The organism is Haloechinothrix salitolerans, from assembly GCF_042662605.1.
Lineage (GTDB): Bacteria > Actinomycetota > Actinomycetes > Mycobacteriales > Pseudonocardiaceae > Haloechinothrix_A > Haloechinothrix_A salitolerans.
Genome location: NZ_JBHSXX010000001.1, coordinates 6,164,027 through 6,183,192, shown reverse-complemented (window position 1 = coordinate 6,183,192; position 19,166 = coordinate 6,164,027). Strand labels below are relative to the sequence as shown.

General features: G+C 67.5%; 16 protein-coding genes. 13 read left to right on the top strand and 3 right to left on the bottom strand.

Annotated elements, in window-relative coordinates:
- The first annotated feature begins 99 nt into the window (after positions 1 to 99).
- The 3 genes from sucC (at position 100) to ACFQGD_RS29540 (ending at position 3,171) form a co-directional block, all read left to right on the top strand.
- Positions 100 to 1,278: an ADP-forming succinate--CoA ligase subunit beta gene (sucC, locus tag ACFQGD_RS29550; protein WP_345404406.1), complete on the top strand. Its 1,179-nt coding sequence runs from the start codon at positions 100 to 102 to the stop codon at positions 1,276 to 1,278.
- Between the two features lie 3 nt (positions 1,279 to 1,281).
- Positions 1,282 to 2,169 carry a succinate--CoA ligase subunit alpha gene (sucD, locus tag ACFQGD_RS29545; RefSeq protein WP_345404215.1) on the top strand — a complete coding sequence of 296 codons (888 nt, stop codon included), beginning with the start codon at positions 1,282 to 1,284 and terminating at the stop codon, positions 2,167 to 2,169.
- A 201-nt stretch (positions 2,170 to 2,370) separates the two neighbouring features.
- A complete protein-coding gene (locus ACFQGD_RS29540) occupies positions 2,371 to 3,171 on the top strand; it encodes a DUF5336 domain-containing protein (protein WP_345404218.1) in 801 nt (266 codons plus the stop codon).
- Positions 3,172 to 3,232: 61 nt separating this feature from the next.
- On the opposite strand, the gene ACFQGD_RS29535 is transcribed toward ACFQGD_RS29540, so the two are convergent.
- Positions 3,233 to 3,850, bottom strand: a complete 618-nt coding sequence (locus ACFQGD_RS29535) for a nucleoside/nucleotide kinase family protein (RefSeq protein WP_345404409.1) — start codon at positions 3,848 to 3,850, stop codon at positions 3,233 to 3,235.
- A gap of 90 nt (positions 3,851 to 3,940) precedes the next feature.
- On the opposite strand from ACFQGD_RS29535, the gene ACFQGD_RS29530 reads away from it, so the two are divergent.
- From ACFQGD_RS29530 to ACFQGD_RS29505, 6 genes are all read left to right on the top strand, one after another.
- Positions 3,941 to 5,488: a cell division protein PerM gene (locus ACFQGD_RS29530; protein WP_345404221.1), complete on the top strand. Its 1,548-nt coding sequence runs from the start codon at positions 3,941 to 3,943 to the stop codon at positions 5,486 to 5,488.
- Between the two features lie 136 nt (positions 5,489 to 5,624).
- On the top strand, positions 5,625 to 6,224 hold the full coding sequence (purN, locus tag ACFQGD_RS29525) for a phosphoribosylglycinamide formyltransferase (protein WP_345404412.1): 600 nt from the start codon (positions 5,625 to 5,627) through the stop codon (positions 6,222 to 6,224).
- Positions 6,221 to 7,780, top strand: coding sequence for a bifunctional phosphoribosylaminoimidazolecarboxamide formyltransferase/IMP cyclohydrolase (gene purH, locus ACFQGD_RS29520; protein WP_345404224.1), 1,560 nt, complete (start codon positions 6,221 to 6,223; stop codon positions 7,778 to 7,780). The genes purN and purH overlap by 4 nt, the downstream gene beginning before the upstream one ends.
- Positions 7,781 to 8,048: 268 nt before the next feature.
- Positions 8,049 to 8,786: a hypothetical protein gene (locus ACFQGD_RS29515; protein ID WP_345404227.1), complete on the top strand. Its 738-nt coding sequence runs from the start codon at positions 8,049 to 8,051 to the stop codon at positions 8,784 to 8,786.
- On the top strand, positions 8,783 to 10,384 hold the full coding sequence (locus ACFQGD_RS29510) for a DNA polymerase Y family protein (protein ID WP_345404230.1): 1,602 nt from the start codon (positions 8,783 to 8,785) through the stop codon (positions 10,382 to 10,384). Before ACFQGD_RS29515 ends, ACFQGD_RS29510 begins: the two co-directional genes overlap by 4 nt.
- Positions 10,384 to 13,737 (top strand): error-prone DNA polymerase, encoded by a 3,354-nt coding sequence (locus ACFQGD_RS29505; protein WP_345404233.1) that lies wholly within the window; start codon positions 10,384 to 10,386, stop codon positions 13,735 to 13,737. Before ACFQGD_RS29510 ends, ACFQGD_RS29505 begins: the two co-directional genes overlap by 1 nt.
- Before the next feature lie 18 nt (positions 13,738 to 13,755).
- On the opposite strand, the gene ACFQGD_RS29500 is transcribed toward ACFQGD_RS29505, so the two are convergent.
- A complete protein-coding gene (locus ACFQGD_RS29500) occupies positions 13,756 to 16,086 on the bottom strand; it encodes a TNT domain-containing protein (RefSeq protein ID WP_345404236.1) in 2,331 nt (776 codons plus the stop codon).
- A 176-nt stretch (positions 16,087 to 16,262) separates the two neighbouring features.
- On the opposite strand from ACFQGD_RS29500, the gene ACFQGD_RS29495 reads away from it, so the two are divergent.
- From ACFQGD_RS29495 to ACFQGD_RS29485, 3 genes are read left to right on the top strand one after another with little or no spacing between them, the layout of a single operon-like run.
- The gene (locus ACFQGD_RS29495; RefSeq protein ID WP_345404239.1) at positions 16,263 to 17,231 is read left to right on the top strand and encodes a DMT family transporter; all 969 of its coding nucleotides are present in this window, start codon (positions 16,263 to 16,265) and stop codon (positions 17,229 to 17,231) included.
- Positions 17,232 to 17,263: 32 nt separating this feature from the next.
- Positions 17,264 to 18,121 carry a bifunctional methylenetetrahydrofolate dehydrogenase/methenyltetrahydrofolate cyclohydrolase gene (locus ACFQGD_RS29490; protein ID WP_345404242.1) on the top strand — a complete coding sequence of 286 codons (858 nt, stop codon included), beginning with the start codon at positions 17,264 to 17,266 and terminating at the stop codon, positions 18,119 to 18,121.
- Positions 18,122 to 18,123: 2 nt separating this feature from the next.
- Positions 18,124 to 18,414, top strand: coding sequence for a DUF3017 domain-containing protein (locus ACFQGD_RS29485; RefSeq protein ID WP_345404245.1), 291 nt, complete (start codon positions 18,124 to 18,126; stop codon positions 18,412 to 18,414).
- Between the two features lie 7 nt (positions 18,415 to 18,421).
- Here ACFQGD_RS29485 and ACFQGD_RS29480 read toward each other — a convergent pair whose 3' ends face one another.
- On the bottom strand, positions 18,422 to 18,616 hold the full coding sequence (locus tag ACFQGD_RS29480) for a DUF1918 domain-containing protein (RefSeq protein WP_345404248.1): 195 nt from the start codon (positions 18,614 to 18,616) through the stop codon (positions 18,422 to 18,424).
- Positions 18,617 to 18,806: 190 nt separating this feature from the next.
- Between ACFQGD_RS29480 and ACFQGD_RS29475 the strand changes: the two genes are divergently transcribed.
- The gene (locus tag ACFQGD_RS29475; protein WP_345404251.1) at positions 18,807 to 19,064 is read left to right on the top strand and encodes a Prokaryotic metallothionein; all 258 of its coding nucleotides are present in this window, start codon (positions 18,807 to 18,809) and stop codon (positions 19,062 to 19,064) included.
- Positions 19,065 to 19,166 lie beyond the last annotated feature (102 nt).

The following is a 19,166-nucleotide window of genomic DNA, read 5'->3' as shown; positions in this document are numbered from 1 at the left end:
TCACCACCTCCGGGCTGCGCATTCGCTGTGCCGGTCGCTAGGGTCTATGCGTCGGAAGACAGCGAAAACACAGCGGCGTGTCGTCAGGAGATGCGGAGAGTGGACCTCTACGAGTACCAGGCGAAGGACCTCTTCGCCGAGCACGGCGTCCCGGTGTTGCCGGGCTCCGTGGCAGCAACCCCAGAAGAAGCTCGGGCCGAAGCCGAGAAGATCGGCGGACCAGTCGTCATCAAGGCTCAGGTCAAGACCGGAGGCCGGGGCAAGGCGGGCGGTGTCAAGCTCGCGGACAACGCGGACGACGCAGAGGCGAAGGCGGACGCGATCCTTGGCCTCGACATCAAGGGACACATCACCCGTCGTGTCCTCGTCGCGCAGGCGTCCGACATCTCCGAGGAGTACTACTTCTCGTTCCTGCTTGACCGGGCCAACCGGACCTTCTTGTGCATCGCGTCCGCGGAGGGCGGTGTCGAGATCGAGGAGGTCGCCAGGACCAACCCCGACGCCGTCGCGCAGATACCGATCGACCCGCTGACCGGCGTCGACCGCGCCAAGGCGTTCGAAATCGTGTCGCGGGCGAACTACCCGGAGGCCATCCGCGACCAGGCGGCGGACGTCGTCGTGAAGCTGTGGGAGACCTTCGTCGCGGAGGACGCGACGCTGGTCGAGGTCAACCCGATGGTGCGGGACCCGCAGGACAACATCATCGCGCTGGACGGCAAGGTCAGCCTCGACGAGAACGCGTCCTTCCGGCAGCCCAAGCATGCGGACCTGGTCGACATCGACGCCGAGGACCCGCTCGAGGCGATGGCCAAGGCCAAGGACCTCAACTACGTCAAGCTCGACGGTCAGGTCGGCATCATCGGTAACGGCGCTGGCCTCGTGATGTCCACTCTGGACGTCGTCGCTTACGCGGGTGAGAAGCACGGCAACGTCAAGCCCGCCAACTTCCTCGACATCGGCGGCGGTGCCTCGGCCGACGTGATGGCCGCCGGTCTCGAAGTGATCATGTCCGACTCCGACGTCAAGAGCGTCTTCGTCAACGTCTTCGGTGGCATCACCGCGTGCGACGCGGTCGCGAACGGCATCGTGCAGGCGTTCAAGCTGCTCGAGGAGCGCGGCGAGTCGATCAGCGTGCCGCTGGTCGTCAGGCTCGACGGAAACAACGCCGACGAGGGCCGCCGCATCCTCGACGAGGCCAACCTGCCCGGCCTTGAGCGGGTGGACACGATGGACGGCGCGGCTGACAAGGCCGCCGAACTCGCGAACGCGGGGGTGTGAGTCATGGCAATCTTCCTCGACGAGAACTCGAAGATCATCGTCCAGGGCATGACCGGGTCGGAAGGCACCAAGCACACCGCCCGCATGCTGCGCTCCGGCGCGAACATCGTTGGCGGCGTCAACGCCCGCAAGGCGGGCACGGCGGTCGAGATCGAGGGCACGGAGCTCCCGGTGTTCGGCACCGTGAAGGACGCTATGGCCGAGACCGGCGCGAACGTGTCGGTGCTGTTCGTGCCTCCGAAGTTCGCCAAGGACGCCGTGATCGAGGCCGTTGACGCCGAGATCGGCCTCGCCGTCGTCATCACCGAGGGCATCCCGGTGCACGACTCGGCGTACTTCTGGGCGCACGCGAGTGCCAAAGGCAACAAGACACGCATCGTCGGCCCGAACTGCCCCGGCGTGATCAGCCCGGGCAAGTCCAACGCGGGCATCATCCCGGCCGACATCACCGGACCCGGCAAGATCGGCCTCGTGTCGAAGTCCGGCACGCTGACCTACCAGCTCATGTACGAGCTGCGCGACATCGGCTTCTCGTCGGCGGTCGGCATCGGTGGGGACCCGGTCATCGGCACGACCCACATCGACGCGCTCGAGGCGTTCGAGAACGATCCGGAGACCGAGGTCATCGTGATGATCGGTGAGATCGGTGGGGACGCGGAGGAGCGCGCCGCCGACTACATCAAGGCCAACGTGACGAAGCCCGTCGTCGGCTACGTCGCCGGGTTCACCGCCCCTGAGGGCAAGACCATGGGTCACGCGGGCGCGATCGTGTCCGGCTCGTCCGGCACAGCCGCCGCCAAGAAGGAAGCCCTTGAGGCGGCTGGTGTGAAGGTCGGCAAGACCCCGAGTGAGACCGCGGAACACGCGCGCGAGCTGTACAAGGCGCAGTGACGCGGTAGTCGATTCGCGTAGGCCGCCAGGCGGTGGCCAGCGTGCGTCGGCGCGCTAGACATCACAGCGAGGCCGGGCACCCGACGCGGGTGTCCGGCCTTGTTTTTCGGTAAGTTCGGCGCTGGACCGGGATCGTGTGAAACCATCCTGGCCTCGTGGCCGTCAGAGCGGTCGAACTTCCGATTACACAGGAGAGCACGGATGACGTACCCGAGCGGCGGGTTTCCAGGCCAGGGACCGCAGCACCAGCCGCCGCCACAGCAGCAAGGCGGACAGTTCTATCAGCAGCAGCCGCAGCAGAACGCGGGTCGAACGCTCGACATTGGTCTGATCGCGTATCTCGCGGTCGCGGGGCTCGGCGTGCTGAACCTGTTCTTCGGTTTCGCCACGCTCGGCAGCATCGGGCCGGGCACCAGCGTGAACTTCTTCGAAGCGTTCACCGGCTGGGTGCCAGGACTGCTGTTCATCGCCGCACTCACCGCCGCGTTCGGGGTTCTGCCTGGTGACCACAAGCCCGGCGCGTGGCCAGCCGTGTTCTCGCTCGGTGCCATCGTGCCGTTTCTGTTCATGGTGTTCTCGACCGATGGTGAACTTGAAACCGGTGGCGTGCTGATGCTGATCTTCGGCATAGTGCAGGCGCTGGTCGCCGTCGGGGCGTACCTGATCGACGTCGGACTCATCAAGCTGCCGCGGCCGGGCCAGCAGCAGCCCGCCTACGGCCAGCAGCCCGGTTACGGCCAGCAAGGGCAGTTCGGGCAGTATGGCCAGCCGCAGCAGGGCGCCTACCCGCAGCAGCATGGCCAACCGCAGCCGGGCCATCCGCAGACGCCAGCGCCTGGACAGCAGCTACAAGGACACGCTGGCGCGTCTGGCGGCCAGCCGGGGCAGGGGCAGCCCGGGCAGCCCGGCGCGGCTGGTGGCCAGCCACAGTCCGGTCAGGCTCCGACTCTCTACGCAAGCCCGCAGGGGCAGTTCACCCAGCAGCCGCCGCAGCAGGGTTGAGGTGTCGCGAAGGGCTCTTTCGTGACACCAGACGTCCCATAGGAGCCCTTCGCGACAGCCACTACTCCCAGCGACTGACCACCAGATCCGCGCGCGACGCGGTAGCCAGCACCACTTCGGCGTTGGCTTGATCGGAGCCGTGTGCGCGCGCCAGCGCGGCGTCGGCTGAGCGCCCGTACGCGCGGTGCCGCTCGACGAGACGCCGCATGCGATCGGACTCGTCTGGCGCGATGAACCACACCTCGTCGAACAACGCGCGAAGCTCACCCCATGGCGGCTCATCAAGCAGCAGGTAGTTGCCCTCGGTGATGACCAGCGGCGTCTCGGGCGGCACCGCGACGGCGTTGGCGATCGGCTCCTCGATATCCCTGCGGAACAGTGGCGCGTAGACGGTGCCCGCGTTCGCGCGTAATCGCCGGATCAGATGAACGTAACCATCCGCGTCGAATGTGTCCGGTGCGCCTTTTCGTTCCGCGCGTCCTAGCCTTTCCAATTCGGCCTGCGCAAGGTGGAAGCCGTCCATCCCAACCACGATCGCTCGCTTGCCCAGCACGTCGCTAACGGCGTTGGCCAGCGTCGACTTACCCGCGCCTGGCGCGCCGCAGATGCCGATGATGGCGCGATGCCCATCGCGCGCGAGGCGCGCGGCGCGGTCCACAAGCGTGTCGAACATGTCCACCCTTCGTGCGAATGAGGCGAAGAGCATAACCAACCGTGGCGGCGTGGCTCAGCGTGACGGCTAGGTATCAATGCGAAGCTGCCGATCACGATGTTGCGACAGGATGAACAGGCGCGGGTAGACGGCGTGAGGCGGTTCAAGGAGCTGCTCGCCGTGGCGGCGCTGCCCGTGCTGACGGGATACGCCGCGATCGCGACGATACTCGCGACCGTGGCCGCGCTGGCCGCCGAACCGACCTTCTCGGTGTTAGGTGTGCTGCTCGCGGCCGGCCCCGGCTGGCTCGCCGCATACCAGGTACCGGTCGTCATCGGAGACAACGAGCTCGGTCTGTTGCCGCTCGCACTCACCATCGGGGTGTGCGCGCTGGTCGCACGCTCGGCATCCGGCGCGGTCGCTCGCCTCGGATATCGGACGCCCCGGCAAGCTGGCGTTGTCATCGGAACCGTCGCGGGCACTCACGCCTGCGTGGGAATGGTGATCGCGGTGCTTGCCAATGGCGCCATCGTCACGGCCGACCCGCTGGTCGCGTTTGGTTCACCTGGCTTTGTGTCGGGAGCCGCGGCGACCGTCGGTGTCGCACGTCGGTGCGGACTGCTCGATTTCCCGCGTCACTACGTTGATGCCGCCGCGCTCGCCGGGTTGCGCGCCGCCGCGTTGGGGATGGCGGGCTTGTTCGCGGCATCCGCGCTGGTGCTGACCGTGACGACCGCGTTGGCCGTGCCGACCATGCAGACGTTGTTCGTCGCGCACGCGCCCGGATTCGGCAGCGGTTTCGGCATGCTGCTGCTCTGCCTGGGCTACCTGCCGAACGCGGTGCTTGCCGCGTTGGCGTTCCTTCTCGGCCCGGGATTCACCCTTGGGCCAACGTCAATCGGTCCGACGCATTTCGAGGGCGGTTCGGTGCCTGGCGTGCCGCTGCTGGCCGGGCTGCCGGAGTCCTACGCGGCTTGGTGGCCGGCCTTGTTTCTGCTGCCCGCGCTCATCGGTGTCGGGGTGGGATGGACATTGCGCGAGTCGTCGCCATCCCCGATGGAGCGGCTCCGCAGCGTCGCGGTGGCGGGCGCGGTGATCGGGTTTGGCACGGTCGTACTGACGACGTTGGCGGGCGGCAGCCTTGGCGGTAGCGCGGGCGGTGTCCCGTTTCCCGGCCTTTTGCTACCTGCCGGGCTGTTGTCCGCTGCCGCTTTCGCCTGGATCTTTCTCCCTGGGGCCTTCGTCGCCTGGCTGACCGGCCCCCGCGCCGTATCTGACGTTCAGGACGGTGAGTCCGACGGCGCGAACGTCGCTGACGACGAATGCGACGCTGGCGCCGATGCGGCGGATGCCAGTGACACCGACGTCACAGCTGCAGACGATGAGCCAGCGGGCGCGGATGGCACCGACTCCGAGGATGAGAACGGTGCGGCGGCTGAGGTCGGGCAAGGCGCAGCGACTGACATGGAAGACACCGAGGACGACGACGAAGTCGCGGCTGACTCGGACGCCGGTTCGGATAACGACGAGGCGATACCCGAGTCAGATTTGGATACGGCGGACACCCAGGACGGCGAACCCGACGGAAAGGCTGACGCGACAGCCGAATCCGCCCCTGTAGACATCGCCGCGGAGTCCGACGCCACCCGTCCTGACGAGCGCTGAGTCACTCTCGCCCGACCGCCTCCGTCGCTGGTAGGCGACAGTGTCTAGGGTGAAGGTGCCCGTCGGGAATCGAGAAGGAGAGGCGTTGGAGCGCTCGTCTCAGGTATCGGCCACAAGGCTTGACTTCGCCACTCCGGTGACGATCGTCGTGCTCGCGTCAGGGTCGGGGACCCTGCTTCAGGCGTTGCTCGATGCGACCCAACAGGGCGACTTCCCAGCCACGATCGTGGCTGTCGGTACCGACAGGGATGACGTCCTCGCGCTGGACCGGGCCGATCAAGCTGGCATTCCCCGGTTCGTCGTCTCGCTCGCGGATTATCCCGATCGGGCAAGCTGGGACGCGGCGTTGACCAAGGCAGTGGCCTCCTACCAACCCGATCTTGTCGTATCCGCCGGCTTCATGAAGATCCTCGGCCCCGAGTTCCTGCAGCACTTCGGCTTCCGGGTCATCAACACCCACCCCGCGCTGTTGCCCGCGTTCCCCGGCATGCGCGCCGTGGCCGACGCGCTGTCCGCTGGTGTGAAAGTGACCGGATCCACGGTGCACTTCGTCGATTCTGGGGTGGACACCGGGCCGATCATCGCGCAGGAAGCCGTCGCCATAGAGCCGAATGACGACGACACGAGTTTGCACGAGCGCATCAAGGCCGTTGAGCGTCGCCTGCTCGTTGATGTCGTGGCCGCGCTCGCCCGCCACGGCTGCACCATTACTGGAAGAAAGGTGAGTATCTCGTGACTGAGCAGGGCACACGCCCCATCAGGCGCGCACTGATCGGCGTTTCGGACAAGTCGGGTTTGCTTGAGCTCGCCACCGGTCTCCACGCGGCGGGCGTCGAGATCATCTCCACTGGCGGCACGGCACGGGTGATCGCGGAAGCGGGCGTGCCGGTCACGCCGGTCGAGGAGGTCACTGGCTTCCCGGAGTCCTTCGACGGCAGGGTCAAGACACTGCACCCGAGGGTGCACGCCGCGTTGCTCGCCGACACCCGCAAACAGGAACATCTCGATCAGCTGCGGGAACTGGAGATCACGCCGTTCGACCTGCTCGTCGTGAATCTGTACCCGTTCGAGCAGACCGTTGCTTCCGATGGCGCTCCGGAGGAGTGCGTTGAGCAGATCGACATCGGCGGGCCAGCGATGGTGCGCGCCGCGGCGAAAAACCACGCCAGCGTCGCCGTCGTCGTCGACCCGAACCGCTATGACTGGGTGCTCGAACAGGTCCGTGGCGGCGGGTTCACACATGCCGATCGTGCCCGGCTCGCCGCGGACGCGTATCGGCACACGGCGTCCTATGACGTCGCGGTCGCGTCCTGGATGGGCAATGTTCTCGCACCCGAGCCAGGCACGAACTTCCCCGAATGGATTGGTGCCACGTACCGGCGTTCGCATGAGCTGCGCTACGGCGAGAACCCACATCAGCAGGCCGCGCTCTACATGTCGGGCACGCCAGGGCTGGCCACGGCGGAGCAGTTGCACGGCAAGGAGATGTCGTACAACAACTACGTCGATGCCGATGCCGCGATTCGTGCGGCCTACGACCACGAGCTGCCCGCCGTCGCGATTATCAAGCACGCCAACCCGTGCGGTATCGCGGTCTCGGAGATCGGCATCGCTGACGCGCACCGCAAGGCGCACGCTTGCGATCCAGTCTCCGCGTTCGGTGGGGTCATCGCCACCAACCGTGAGGTGTCTGTCGACATGGCCGAGCAGGTCGCCGACGTGTTCACCGAGGTCATCGTCGCACCTTCGTACGAGGAGGGCGCCGTGGACATCCTCCGGCGTAAGAAGAACTTCCGGATCCTGCGCGGTGCGGCGCCACAGCGAGGCGGAGTCGAGTCGCGTGCGGTGACCGGTGGACTGTTGGTGCAGTCCTCGGACGCGATCGACGCGGTGGGTGACGATCCGGCGAACTGGACGCTGGCGGCGGGCGAGGCCGCTGACGACGCTGTGCTCGCTGACCTGGCATTCGCATGGCGTGCGGTCCGTGCGGTGAAGTCCAACGCGATCTTGCTCGCCGCCGATGGTGCCTCGGTCGGTGTCGGCATGGGCCAGGTCAACAGGGTGGACTCCTGCCGGCTTGCCGTGGAGCGCGCGGGCGACCGCGCGAAGGGTTCCGTCGCGGCATCAGATGCGTTCTTCCCCTTCCCAGACGGTTTGCAAGTGCTGATTGACGGTGGAGTGCGCGCGGTGGTGCAGCCGGGTGGTTCGGTGCGTGATCCCGAGGTCGTCGCGGCGGCGGACGCCGCGGGATTGACGGTGTACCTGACCGGGACACGGCACTTCGCACACTGACGTCCTGTCTAGCATCCGGGGCGGCCAATCCTGGCTCACCCGTTCGTGTAAGCCTGTGCTGAACTGGGCTTTTAAGTGAGATCTGCCCGCGAGTGGTACCGCTCGCGGGCTTTTCTTATGTGCTGGCTTGACATCGAGCTCTGGGTAGCGTTGACTGGAGGCATCGAACATAAGTTCGATAAATGGTTAGGCGGCGCCGTCTTCCCCACGGCGGCCGATGGTCACGACGGTGGCGTGACCGAGGTGCGCGAGAGGGTGATGTGCGGTGATGAGCGCTCGTTCGCTCATGGTGCCTGACGACACCGACAGTTTTGGCGACGCTGACAACACGGTGGCTCGGTTGGCGTCGCTGCCAGGGTTGAACACGGCGAGCGGAATGGCGGTCGACGCTGCGGGAGCGGCGGCCGTGGGGAAGCTGCTCCCCGTGGTGCCCGAACTGGCGGACGTGTTGCCCCACCGGGGACTACGCAGGGGCAGCACGGTGTCAGTGATCGGGTCACGGCTACTGGTGCTGTCGTTGCTGGTCGAGGCCACGGCGCGGGGGTCGTGGGCAGCGGTCGTCGGGATGCCTGACCTTGGGGTGGTAGCGGCGGCCGAGCTCGGCGTCGAGGAGAGCAGGTTAGCTCTTGTGCCTGCGCCTGGCGCCGAGCTCGTGCCAGCCGTCGCCGCGCTGCTGGACGGGTTGGACCTCGTCGTCGTTGGTCGTGGGGTGAATGGCCGCACCGCACGGCAACTGTCGGCACGAGCACGGCATCGGGGCGCTGTGCTCATCTCGGCGGGGGCCTGGCCGGGAGTCGATGTCGAGCTGCGGTGCGAAGAAGGTCGATGGTCCGGACTGGGGACATCCGGACACGGGTACCTCAGCGAACGAGAGGTCACCGTTCATGGCAGCGGTAGGGGAGCAGCGGTGCGCCCTGCGGCGGTGCGGCTCTTGCTGCCGGGGGCGGCGGGGCGGATCGCTCGCTCCGGCGCGACGGATGCGGAACCAATGCTGGAAGCGGGGTGAGCGCGCTGTCCGGGGGTGAAGCGACCCGGTTGTTGGTGGTGTGGTGCCCGGATTGGCCGGTCACGGCGGCGAGTGTGGCCGCGGGGATTCCACTGCACCACCCCGCTGCGGTGTTCTCGGCGAACCGGGTCGTCGCGTGCTCGGCGACGGCACGAAGTAACGGGGTGCGCCGAGGGATGCGGCGCAGGGAAGCGCAGTCTTGCTGTCCTGGCCTGGCGGTGCTCGGGATGGACTCGTCGCGGGATGCGCGGCTGTTTGAGCCGGTCGCCGCGGCGGTCGAGGAACTGGTCGTCGGAGTCGAGGTGGTGCGCTCCGGTGTCGTCGCGGTGCCCGCGATGGGGGCCGTCAGCTACTTCGGTGGTGAACACGAGCTCATCGAGCGGGTGGTCGATCATGTGTCCGGCAGCACGGGGCTGGAATGCCAGGTCGGCATCGCTGATGGGTTGTTCACCGCGGTTCTCACCGCCCGCAGGGGCGTGGTGGTCGAGCCGGGTGCGGCAGCGCGTTTCCTTGAGCCGCTGCCGATTACCGAGTTGGTCAGCGCCTTGCCCACGGAGGACAACGGTGAGCTGGTGGATCTGCTGCGTCGGTTGGGGTTGCGAACGCTCGGGCAGTTCGCCGAGCTGTCGGAGCGGACGGTGTCCTCGCGGTTCGGTCGCGTCGGCATGATCGCGCACCGACTCGCACGCGGATTGTCCGAGCGACCGATCGACAGAAGACGGCCGCCGGAGGAGCTGGCGGTCGTCGAGACGTTCGATCCACCGCTCGACAGGGTCGACGCCGCGGCGTTCGTGGCGAAAACGCTGGCGAAGACGCTGCACACCGAACTCGGCACTCGCGATCTTGCCTGCACGCGCCTCAGCATCTACGCGGTGACCGCTACCGGGGAGGAGCTAGCGCGTACGTGGCGGTGCGCGGAACCGGTCAGTGAGGGTGGCATCGCTGACCGGGTGCGCTGGCAGTTCGATAGCTGGCTGCGGGTGGCACCGGCCGACGGGCCAGAGAGCCGACCGAACAGCGGGGTGGTGAAGCTGCGGCTGCAGCCGGAGGAGTTGGTCGACGCGAGCATGCTGCAGCTCGGCTTATGGCGTTCCGTTGGTGGCGACGACGACACCGATGAGCGCGCCGGTCGTGCGCTGGTTCGAGTGCAAGGATTGCTCGGCCAGACTGCGGTGTGTACCCCGGTGCTCACGGGAGGACGCGGGCCAGGGGAGCGGGTGCGGTTGGTGCCGTGGGGCGACCCACGCGACGACGCCGATGAACGTCCGTGGCCAGGGAGGTTGCCAGCGCCATCTCCCGCCACGGTGTTCACCGAACGGATCGAGGTCACCGTGACCGACGACCGTGGTCGCTCCGTCGCGGTGACCGAGCGCGGCCAATTGACCAGCCCACCGCGCCAGATCGAGGTAGCGGGCCATCCCGCGCGGCACGTACTCGGCTGGGCAGGGCCGTGGCCAGTGGACGAACGCTGGTGGGACCCGCATGACGACGGCATGCGGGCACGGGTGCAGATCGTCGTCGACAAGGGGGACGCCTTGTTGTTGCGGTTCCGAGCGCATGCGCGGCCGCGTTGGATCGTTGAAGGGGAGTACTCCTGATGGGGTGGAGCAATCCGCCGATACGGTGGTCCGAACTGGAACGGACCTTGTCCGGGCGGTCCGAGCCCGACGTCATCGGGGATGGGTCGGACAGCCCTGCGTGGACTCGTCGCCGGGAGGGTTATTTCCGGCCGGACGACCTCACTGACCTGCGGGCGGAAGGTCAGGCTGGCAGCGACTGCCGGGTGCCCTATGCCGAGCTGCATTGTCATTCCAACTTCAGTTTCCTCGACGGCGCGAGCCATCCAGAGGAGCTGGTCGAAGAGGCGTCCCGGCTCGGGCTCGACGCGATAGCGCTCACCGATCACGACGGCATGTACGGGGTGGTCAGATTCGCACAAGCCGCGAAAGAGTTGGGCGTGCGCACCGTCTACGGCGCTGAGCTGAGTCTGGGATTGTCCGCACCGCAGAACGGTGTCGCCGACCCCGAGGGCGAGCATCTGCTGCTGCTCGCCCGCAATGAACGCGGTTACGCCAGTCTATGCCGAGCCATCACGGCTGGTCAGCTCGCTGGACACGATGGCGGCACCCGTGCCGAGAAGGGGAGACCGATCTACCGCATCGACGAGGTCGCCGAGCAGGTGGCTGGCGACTGTGTCGTGTTGACCGGGTGCCGTAAGGGGCCGGTTCGCTCGGTGCTTTCGGACACCGACCCGACGTCCGGCTATCGCGCGGCGGCGGGCAAGTTACGGCAGCTCACCGACCTGTTCGGGAAGGACAACGTCTTCGTCGAGTTGTTCGATCACGGCCTGCCTACCGACGGTAAACGCAACGACGACATGGCCACCCTGGCCGCCGAGTTCGGCCTGCCGACCGTGGCCACCACCGTCGCGCACTACGCGGCACCACACCGGGGCCGTCTCGCGGCGGCGCTCGCCGCGATCAGAGCGCGTCGCAGCCTCGATGAGATGGACGGCTGGCTACCTCCCGCCGCGGGCGCGCACCTGCGGTCAGGAGCCGAGATGCGACGTCGATTCGACCGTTATCCCGGTGCGGTGCAGCGTGCCGCGTTGCTCGGCGTCGAGTTGTCGTTCGACCTGACGCTCGTCGCGCCAGAACTGCCGCCATTCGGCGTCCCCGATGGTCACACCGAAGCCAGTTACCTGCGCTGGCTGACCTACGAGGGCGCGTATCGGCATTACGGTTACCGCTACGCTAACCCGGAGGCCTATCAGCAGCTCGAACGCGAGCTGAAGATCATCACCGACCTGGACTTTCCCGGGTACTTCCTGATCGTCGCCGATATCGTCCGCTTCTGCCGGGAGAACGGCATCCTTTGCCAAGGCAGAGGGTCTGCCGCGAATTCGGCGGTCTGCTTCGCGCTCGGCGTCACCAAGGTCGACCCGGTCCGGTGGGGGCTGCTGTTTGAGCGGTTCCTCGCTCCAGAGCGGGACGGGCCGCCCGATATTGACATCGACATCGAGTCGGACCGTCGTGAGGAAGTCATCCAGTACGTCTACGCCAAGCACGGCAGGCTACGAGCCGCGCAGGTCGCCAACGTCATCACCTACCGGGCGCGCTCAGCGGTGCGCGACATCGCCGGCGCGTTCGGGTACTCGCCAGGTCAGCAGGATGCTTGGAGCAAACAGATTGACCGCTGGTCCTCGACACGGGCCCATGCCGACGACGACATCCCTGAGCCGGTCGTCGCGCTGGCCAACGAGCTAGGCGACTTCCCACGACATCTCGGCATCCACTCCGGTGGCATGGTGCTCGCCGACCGCCCGGTGAGCGAGGTGTGTCCGGTGGAGTGGGCACGCATGGCGGATCGCAGCGTGCTGCAGTGGGACAAGGACGACTGTGCCGCCGCGGGGCTGGTCAAGTTCGACCTGCTCGGGCTCGGCATGCTCTCCGCCGTCCGGTACGCCGTCGAGATGGTGCGCGAGCACGAAGGCATCGAGATCGACCTCGCGCACCTCGACCTGGAGGATCCCAATGTCTACGACATGCTCTGCCGCGCCGACGCCATCGGCGTGTTTCAGGTGGAAAGCCGCGCGCAGCTGGCGACGTTGCCCCGGCTCAGACCGCGCACGCTCTATGACCTCGCCGTCGAGGTCGCGCTGATCCGGCCCGGCCCGATCCAGGGTGGCTCGGTGCACCCGTATATCCGCAGGCAGAACGGCGAGGAGCCCATCACCTTCGACCATCCGTTGACCAAGAACGCGCTAGAGAAGACCCACGGTGTGCCGCTGTTTCAGGAACAGCTGATGCAGCTCGCTGTCGATGTGGCCGACTTCAGCCCTGGTGAGGCCGACGAGCTGCGCCGGGCCATGGGCGCTAAACGATCGGCGCGCAAGATGGAAAGGCTACGGCGGCGTTTCCGCGACGGGGCCGCGCGTAATGGTGTCCCGCACGACGTCGCCGAGCGGATCTACGACAAGCTGCTTGCCTTCGCGAACTTCGGCTTTCCGGAAAGCCATGCGCTCAGCTTCGCCTACTTGGTCTTCGCCAGCGCGTACCTCAAGTACTACCACCCGGCCGCGTTCTGCGCGGCGTTGTTGCGAGCGCAGCCGATGGGGTTCTACTCGCCGCAGTCGCTGGTCGCCGACGCGCGCAGACACGGTGTGACCGTGCGCGGCGCCTGCGTTAACGCCAGTTTGGCTGACGCCACGCTGGAGCCGGTCTCGACGGACGACGCCACGCCCGCGGTGCGGATCGGACTGGCCGCCGTACGCACCATTGGGCAGCGGGTGGCGGAACAGATCGTCGAGGAACGCCAGCGCGGTGGGGTGTTCACCAGCATGGCCGATCTGGCGCGGCGGGTGCGGCTGCGCACGCCGCAGGTCGAGGCGCTGGCGACGGCGGGCGCCTTTGGGTGCTTCGAGCAGGACCGTAGGCAGGCGCTGTGGTCGGCGGGCGCTGTCGCGACAGAGCGGCCGGAGAAGCTGCCGGGGAGCGGTGTCGGTGTTGACGCGCCGCCGCTGCCTGGAATGCGTGATTGGGAGCGTGCCCAATCCGACGTCTGGGCGATGGGAGTGTCCCCCGACAGCTTCCCCACGCAGTTCCTGCGAGACCGGCTGGACCGGCTCGGCGTCGTTCCCGCCGCGAAGCTCGCTGAGGTGCCGCACGGCACTCGGGTACTCATCGGCGGGGCGGTGACCCACCGCCAGCGGCCCGCGACCGCCAGCGGCGTCACGTTTCTCAACATCGAGGACGAGACCGGGATGGTCAACGTGGTCTGCTCGCCGGGGCTCTGGTCCCGTTACCGGAAGGTCGCGCGGTCAAGCCCAGCGCTGTTGATCCGGGGCGTTGTTGAGCACGCCGACCATGGTGAGGGCGTCATCAGCGTCCTTGCCGACCGGCTCCAGCACCTCGATGTTCGCATCCCGATGAAATCCCGCGACTTCCGCTGACGGCGATGGGACACGGTGTCAGTCGACGGGTGGCTCGCCAGGATCGAGCTCGATGAGGACGCCGTCCGCGACGAGATCCTCGATGGCGGCGGGCAGAACGTAAGCCGTGCCGCCACCAGGCTGGCTGAACCATGGGATCGCGACCCCGGACAGTGCCTCGATCGGGCGTTGTACGCGGTAGACGTGGTACGGGCGGTTCACCCACTCCGGCACCAGCGATCGTTCCTCGAACGGCGTGCCAGCCACGTAGGTCAGATTGCCGTCCGGATTGCCGAATCGGTCGATCTCACTACCAATGGGCAGGTCTTCCATCTGTTTGCCCCGGAACAGCGTGAGCGGCGGCTCGCCGGGCAACGGCTGGATTGGCCAGTTCCCCGGTTGCGACGGCGCGCCACCCGACGCGGGCGTCGCGGACGACGGCGTGGCAGGAGATGGCGCACCGGCGGCGGCTGGCGTGCCCTGTGGCGGTGTCGCCGGTCGAGATGCCGGAGGCTGGAACGTCGTCGGTGCTGCCTCGGCGCCTGCTCCTGATGTCGCGGGTGGCGTCCCCGTGGTCGGCTGCGGCGCACCGGGCGCCGCGCCGACAGGGGGCGTGACGGTCGTCGGTTGCGGCTGGGGAGGGCGGGCCATACCGCTCGGTGGTGCCGACAGTGCGTCGGCGACGTCACGGTGGGTCCCGTTCACCTCGTGGTGTGTGTCCGTCTCGTCGAGCGCGGGGTCGCCCGCTCCGCGCACGTCGACGTCCTCCGACGCTTCCCCGGGTTCAAGCAGCAGTTTGCCCAGCATGAACGCCGCGGCATCCGAGGCATCGCCGAACATGGACGGGTTGGTGAGGGTGTCGTCGTACCAGCCGACCCGCCAGCCGTGCTCGACCCGCTCGATGCTCCACCCATGCGCCGCGGGCTCGCCAATGCGGTAGGCGCTGGTCGGCACATCGAGGTCGTGCAGCATCGTGCGCAGCCGGGTGATGGCAGGTTCGTCCGGGTAGGCGTGATCTTCGACGTCGTCCTCGACGTCGAAATCCTCGAAGCCGTCGTCGGCCGCGTCGCGCGGGTCGAAGTACTGCGTGCTGATCGATGCCTGGGCCGCCCGGTCAGGCCGCGGTTGCTCGTGCGCTGGTTCCGCTGGTTGAGCATCCTCGTAGTGAGCGTCATCGAACGGGGGCTCGTCGAACCGGGAGTGGTCGGATACGGGCTCGTGGTCCCCTTGCTCCGCCGACCCCTCATCGAGGTCCCCGTTAGGGGCCGCCGGTTTCCCGGTGAGGTCGGCCGGTGGATGCCACACCTCAGTCTGCTCGGTGGCGTCCGGTGGGGGTGCCCCGAGGCCCGCGGGTGGGTGCCAGACCTGTGTCGCTTCCGTGGCGTCAGGCGGCGGCCCCGCGCCATTCTCCGGCGTGCGACGCCACGGCGGGTCCACCATGGTCGTCGCGGCCGACGTGGGCGCTGGTGTCGAGGGTGTCGTAGTCGCCCCTGGGGGAGCGCCCGCGGCGGGCCCAGCAGCGCCTCGGGGGTCCGGCTGCTGCGCCCCGCCGTCACCCTTGGTCAGGTAGTCATGCGCGGCGGCGCGCTGCTCGTCGGTGACGCGCGGTACCTGGAATCGGTTTTTCCTGATGTGCTCGACCAGTTCGGCTTCCGGCGCGATGCCATATTCCTGCAGGTAGTAGTTGACGGCGGCCGGCCAGATCCAGGTTCCGTCGCTGTGGAAGGCCACGGGCACGCGGGCCTCGGGGGCGGGCGCCAGCCGGTCTATGTCGTAACCGCGGCCAGGCAGCACGACCGGCGCCGCGCCGAGGTAGGAGAGCACGTGGTCCTGTTCGGCGATGCTGAGTTCCTGCCGTTCGATGACCGGTCGGCCTGCCTGGTTGGTGCCGTCGAAGATCCGCGCGAAGCGGAAGTGCGGCCCCATCGGCTCTGGTCCGACGCCGGCCACCCGCTCCATCAGCCAATCCGGAATGTTCTCCTCCGTTCGAGGGAACATCCGCAGCTCGTCGGTGTATGCCTGCTGCGGGGGCAGGTGCTGCCAGCGAGGCTCCTCCCGGTCGTACTCCAGGTTGTAGCTCGCGGGGGCCTCCAGCGTGTAGTGGGCATTGAACCAGGTGCCTCGCTCCTCGCGGTACATGCCAGCGCGCAGCCGGTTGAACAGCGAGGCGATGTCCTGCGTCGCCGCCCATTCCTGCTGGCTGCCATCCGCTAGGGTGACCTCGCCCTCGAGTTCGTGGTACCTGCCGACCGTGCGGTAGTGCGCCGTGATGCGCTGCCAGTCACGGGGCGCCGTCCGCAGCAGGGCGAGACCGATCTGCTTGACCAGTGTGTCCTGCTCTGTCGCGTTGAGCTGAGTCGCGTGTGCCACCTGAACATCTTGACGTGAATCGGAGTAGTTCGCACACGAAGGTCCCAGGATCACAGCATCGGAGCAAGTAGATGCACTTGCAGTAGTCGTCGCCGTTACGGTGGCGTAGTTGGCGCTGCGGCGAAAAGCGGGCCACATGGCGTCGGCACGGGGGATCACGGAAGGATAGGTGAAGGGTGCTCGCCACGGTCGGCCGTAGCCGAACAAGGCCGAAGGTGTTCGGAGTCGCGGTGGCTTTCGTCGCCGGTTTCGCGATCGCGATCCAGGCGCGGATCAACGGACAACTCGCCGTTGACCTGGGGGATTCCATGCTCGCCGCGCTGATTTCGTTCGGCGGCGGACTCACCGTGCTCGTGCTTGCGCTCATGGCATCCCGCGGCATGCGCGTCGGAATCGCGCGGGTTCGTGATGCCCTGAACGCGGGCAGGCTTCGCCACTGGTATCTCCTGGGCGGTGTCGGCGGCGCCGGGATGATCTTCAGCCAATCGTTGACGGTCGGTGTACTCGGTGTGGCGACCTTCACCGTGGGTGTCGTCACCGGCCAGACGATAAGTGGGCTATTCGTGGATCGTGTCGGCCTCGGCCCCGCGGGGAAGCGACCCATCAGCGTGGTGCGGCTGCTTGGTGCGGCACTGATGCTCGTTGCCGTCATCGTGACGACGTGGGGTGGCATCGCGATCGCGGGAAGCCAAGCCTGGCTGCTCGTCTTCCCCGTCCTCGGTGGCTTCGCGGTCGCGGTGCAGCAGGCGATCAACGGCCATGTCGGAGTGACCGCGGATAACGCGCTCGTCGCGGCGTTGGTCAATTTCGCGGTCGGCACCACGGTGCTCGGCGTGAGTTGGCTGGCCACGGCGCCGCTGCGGGACGACGTCGTCGAGTTTCCCGCGAACCCGCTGCTTTACGTCGGCGGACTCGTCGGTATCGGATTCATCGCGACCGCGGCGCTCGTGGTGCGTTGGATCGGGGTGCTATTGCTCGGGCTCGCCTCCATCGCGGGGCAGTTGCTCGCCTCGATCGCGTTGGACGTCGTGCTGCCCGCTCACCCTGGTGGCCTCGCGGCGAGCACCATCGTCGGGGCGGTGTTGGCGCTGGTCGCGATCGTGGTCGCCTCGCTGCCGGGGCGTGCGGTGGCTTTGCGAGAATGAGCATCCCTGACCTCACGGAGAGGAACGAAGCTGTGGCGACGGTGCTGGACGGCAAGGCGACCAAAGATGCGATCTTCGCCGAGCTCACGGGCAGGGTCGCCGCGCTCACGGAGCGCGGCATGACTCCCGGACTCGCCACCGTGCTGGTCGGTGACGACCCTGGTTCGCACTCCTACGTCCGCTCGAAGCACCGCGACAGCGCGCAAGTTGGGGTGACGTCGATCCGTCGTGACCTGCCTGCCGACACCACGCAGGCCGAGTTGGAGAAGGTCATCGACGAACTCAACGCCGACCCGGCCTGCACCGGTTACATCGTGCAGCTGCCGTTGCCGAAACACCTCGACACCGGCGCGATCCTGGAGCGCATCGACCCCGCCAAGGACGCTGACGGGCTCGCCCCCGTCAGCCTCGGCAGGCTCGTGCTGAACGAGAAGGCTCCGCTGCCGTGCACGCCACGCGGCATCGTCGAACTGCTGCGGCGGTACGACGTCCCGATCGAAGGCGCGCACGTCGCCGTCGTCGGCAGGGGCATCACCGTTGGCCGCACGCTCGGGCTGCTGCTGACAAGGCGTTCGGAGAACGCGACCGTCACGCTCTGCCACACCGGCACTCGTGATCTCGCCGCCGAGACCAAGCGTGCGGACATCGTCGTCGCGGCGGCCGGGGTGCCGCACCTGCTCACGCCAGACATGGTCAAGCCGGGCGCCGCCGTGCTCGACGTCGGCGTCTCTCGCGTCGACGGCAAGCTGACCGGTGACGTCGCTCCCGGTGTCGACGACGTCGCCGGGTATCTCTCACCGAACCCGGGTGGGATTGGTCCCATGACGCGGGCCATGCTCATCACCAACGTCGTCGAGGCCGCCGAGCGCGCGGCGGGAATCGCGGGCTGACGGTGTCCGCCAAGCGCGCGTCAGAGCAACTACTCGCGCATCTGCCGTTCGGGCTGGTCCTCGCCATCGTCGCGTCGGGTTTCGTCCGTATCGCGCAGTATCACTGGCGCGAGGGCACGGTGCTGATCGCGGGCGCGTTGTTCGTCGCCGCCGTGCTGCGCGGTGTCCTGACGCCGGAGAAGGCTGGGCTGCTGGTCATCAGGGGGCGCGCCATCGACGTCCTCGCCTATACCGCGTTCGGTGCGTTGATCTTGTTCGTGTCGCTGACGATCGCGAAGGGGCCGACCGGCTGAGCCGCGGCTAGCGTTGCTCGTCAGGGCTGAGGATCTCGGTGTCCGGCCCGGGGTACATCAGGCTCTCGTGTCCGTCGGAGAAGCGCACCAGGAACGGCGGTTTGCCGTCCTCTCCGCGCACCTCGACGATCTCACCGTGCTGCTCACCGGATCCCACCGTCCTGCCGTGTACCAGGATCCGGTCTCCTGCTGTCGCGTGCATGACTGACCACCTCCGATTTTCAGGGTAGGAGCAGGCGCGGGTTGCGTCGATGGGGATGATTACTCCGTTGGTGAGAGCACCCGGCTGGGTGCACGATTTGCCCGCGAGTGGCACCAGGAGCAGGCTCGGGACTGGGAGACACACCCCATCCCATCCGACTCACATACCCGACCCAAGGAGGCGGAGAGCCATGGCGGCCTGTGAGGTCTGCGGTAACGACTACTGGATGTCGTTCGAGGTACGCACCAATAGCGGCGACGTCCACACCTTCGACAGCATCGAGTGCGCGGCGCAGCGGATCGCGCCGGTGTGCGAGCACTGCCAGTGCCGGATCCTCGGCCATGGCGTCGAGGTCGACGGCCGGTTCTTCTGCTGCGCGCACTGCGCGCGCACCAGCGTCAGCAGGGGCGCCGAGATTCGCGACGCCGTTGGCGCCCATCCCGGCTGAGATTCCGCCGGTGATGGGGCTGCGAAGCCCCAGGTCAACGCCGAGATCGGTGTCGGTCGCGGTTCGCGTGGGATGCGATTTGGCTCGCGTGCCGTTCTGCTG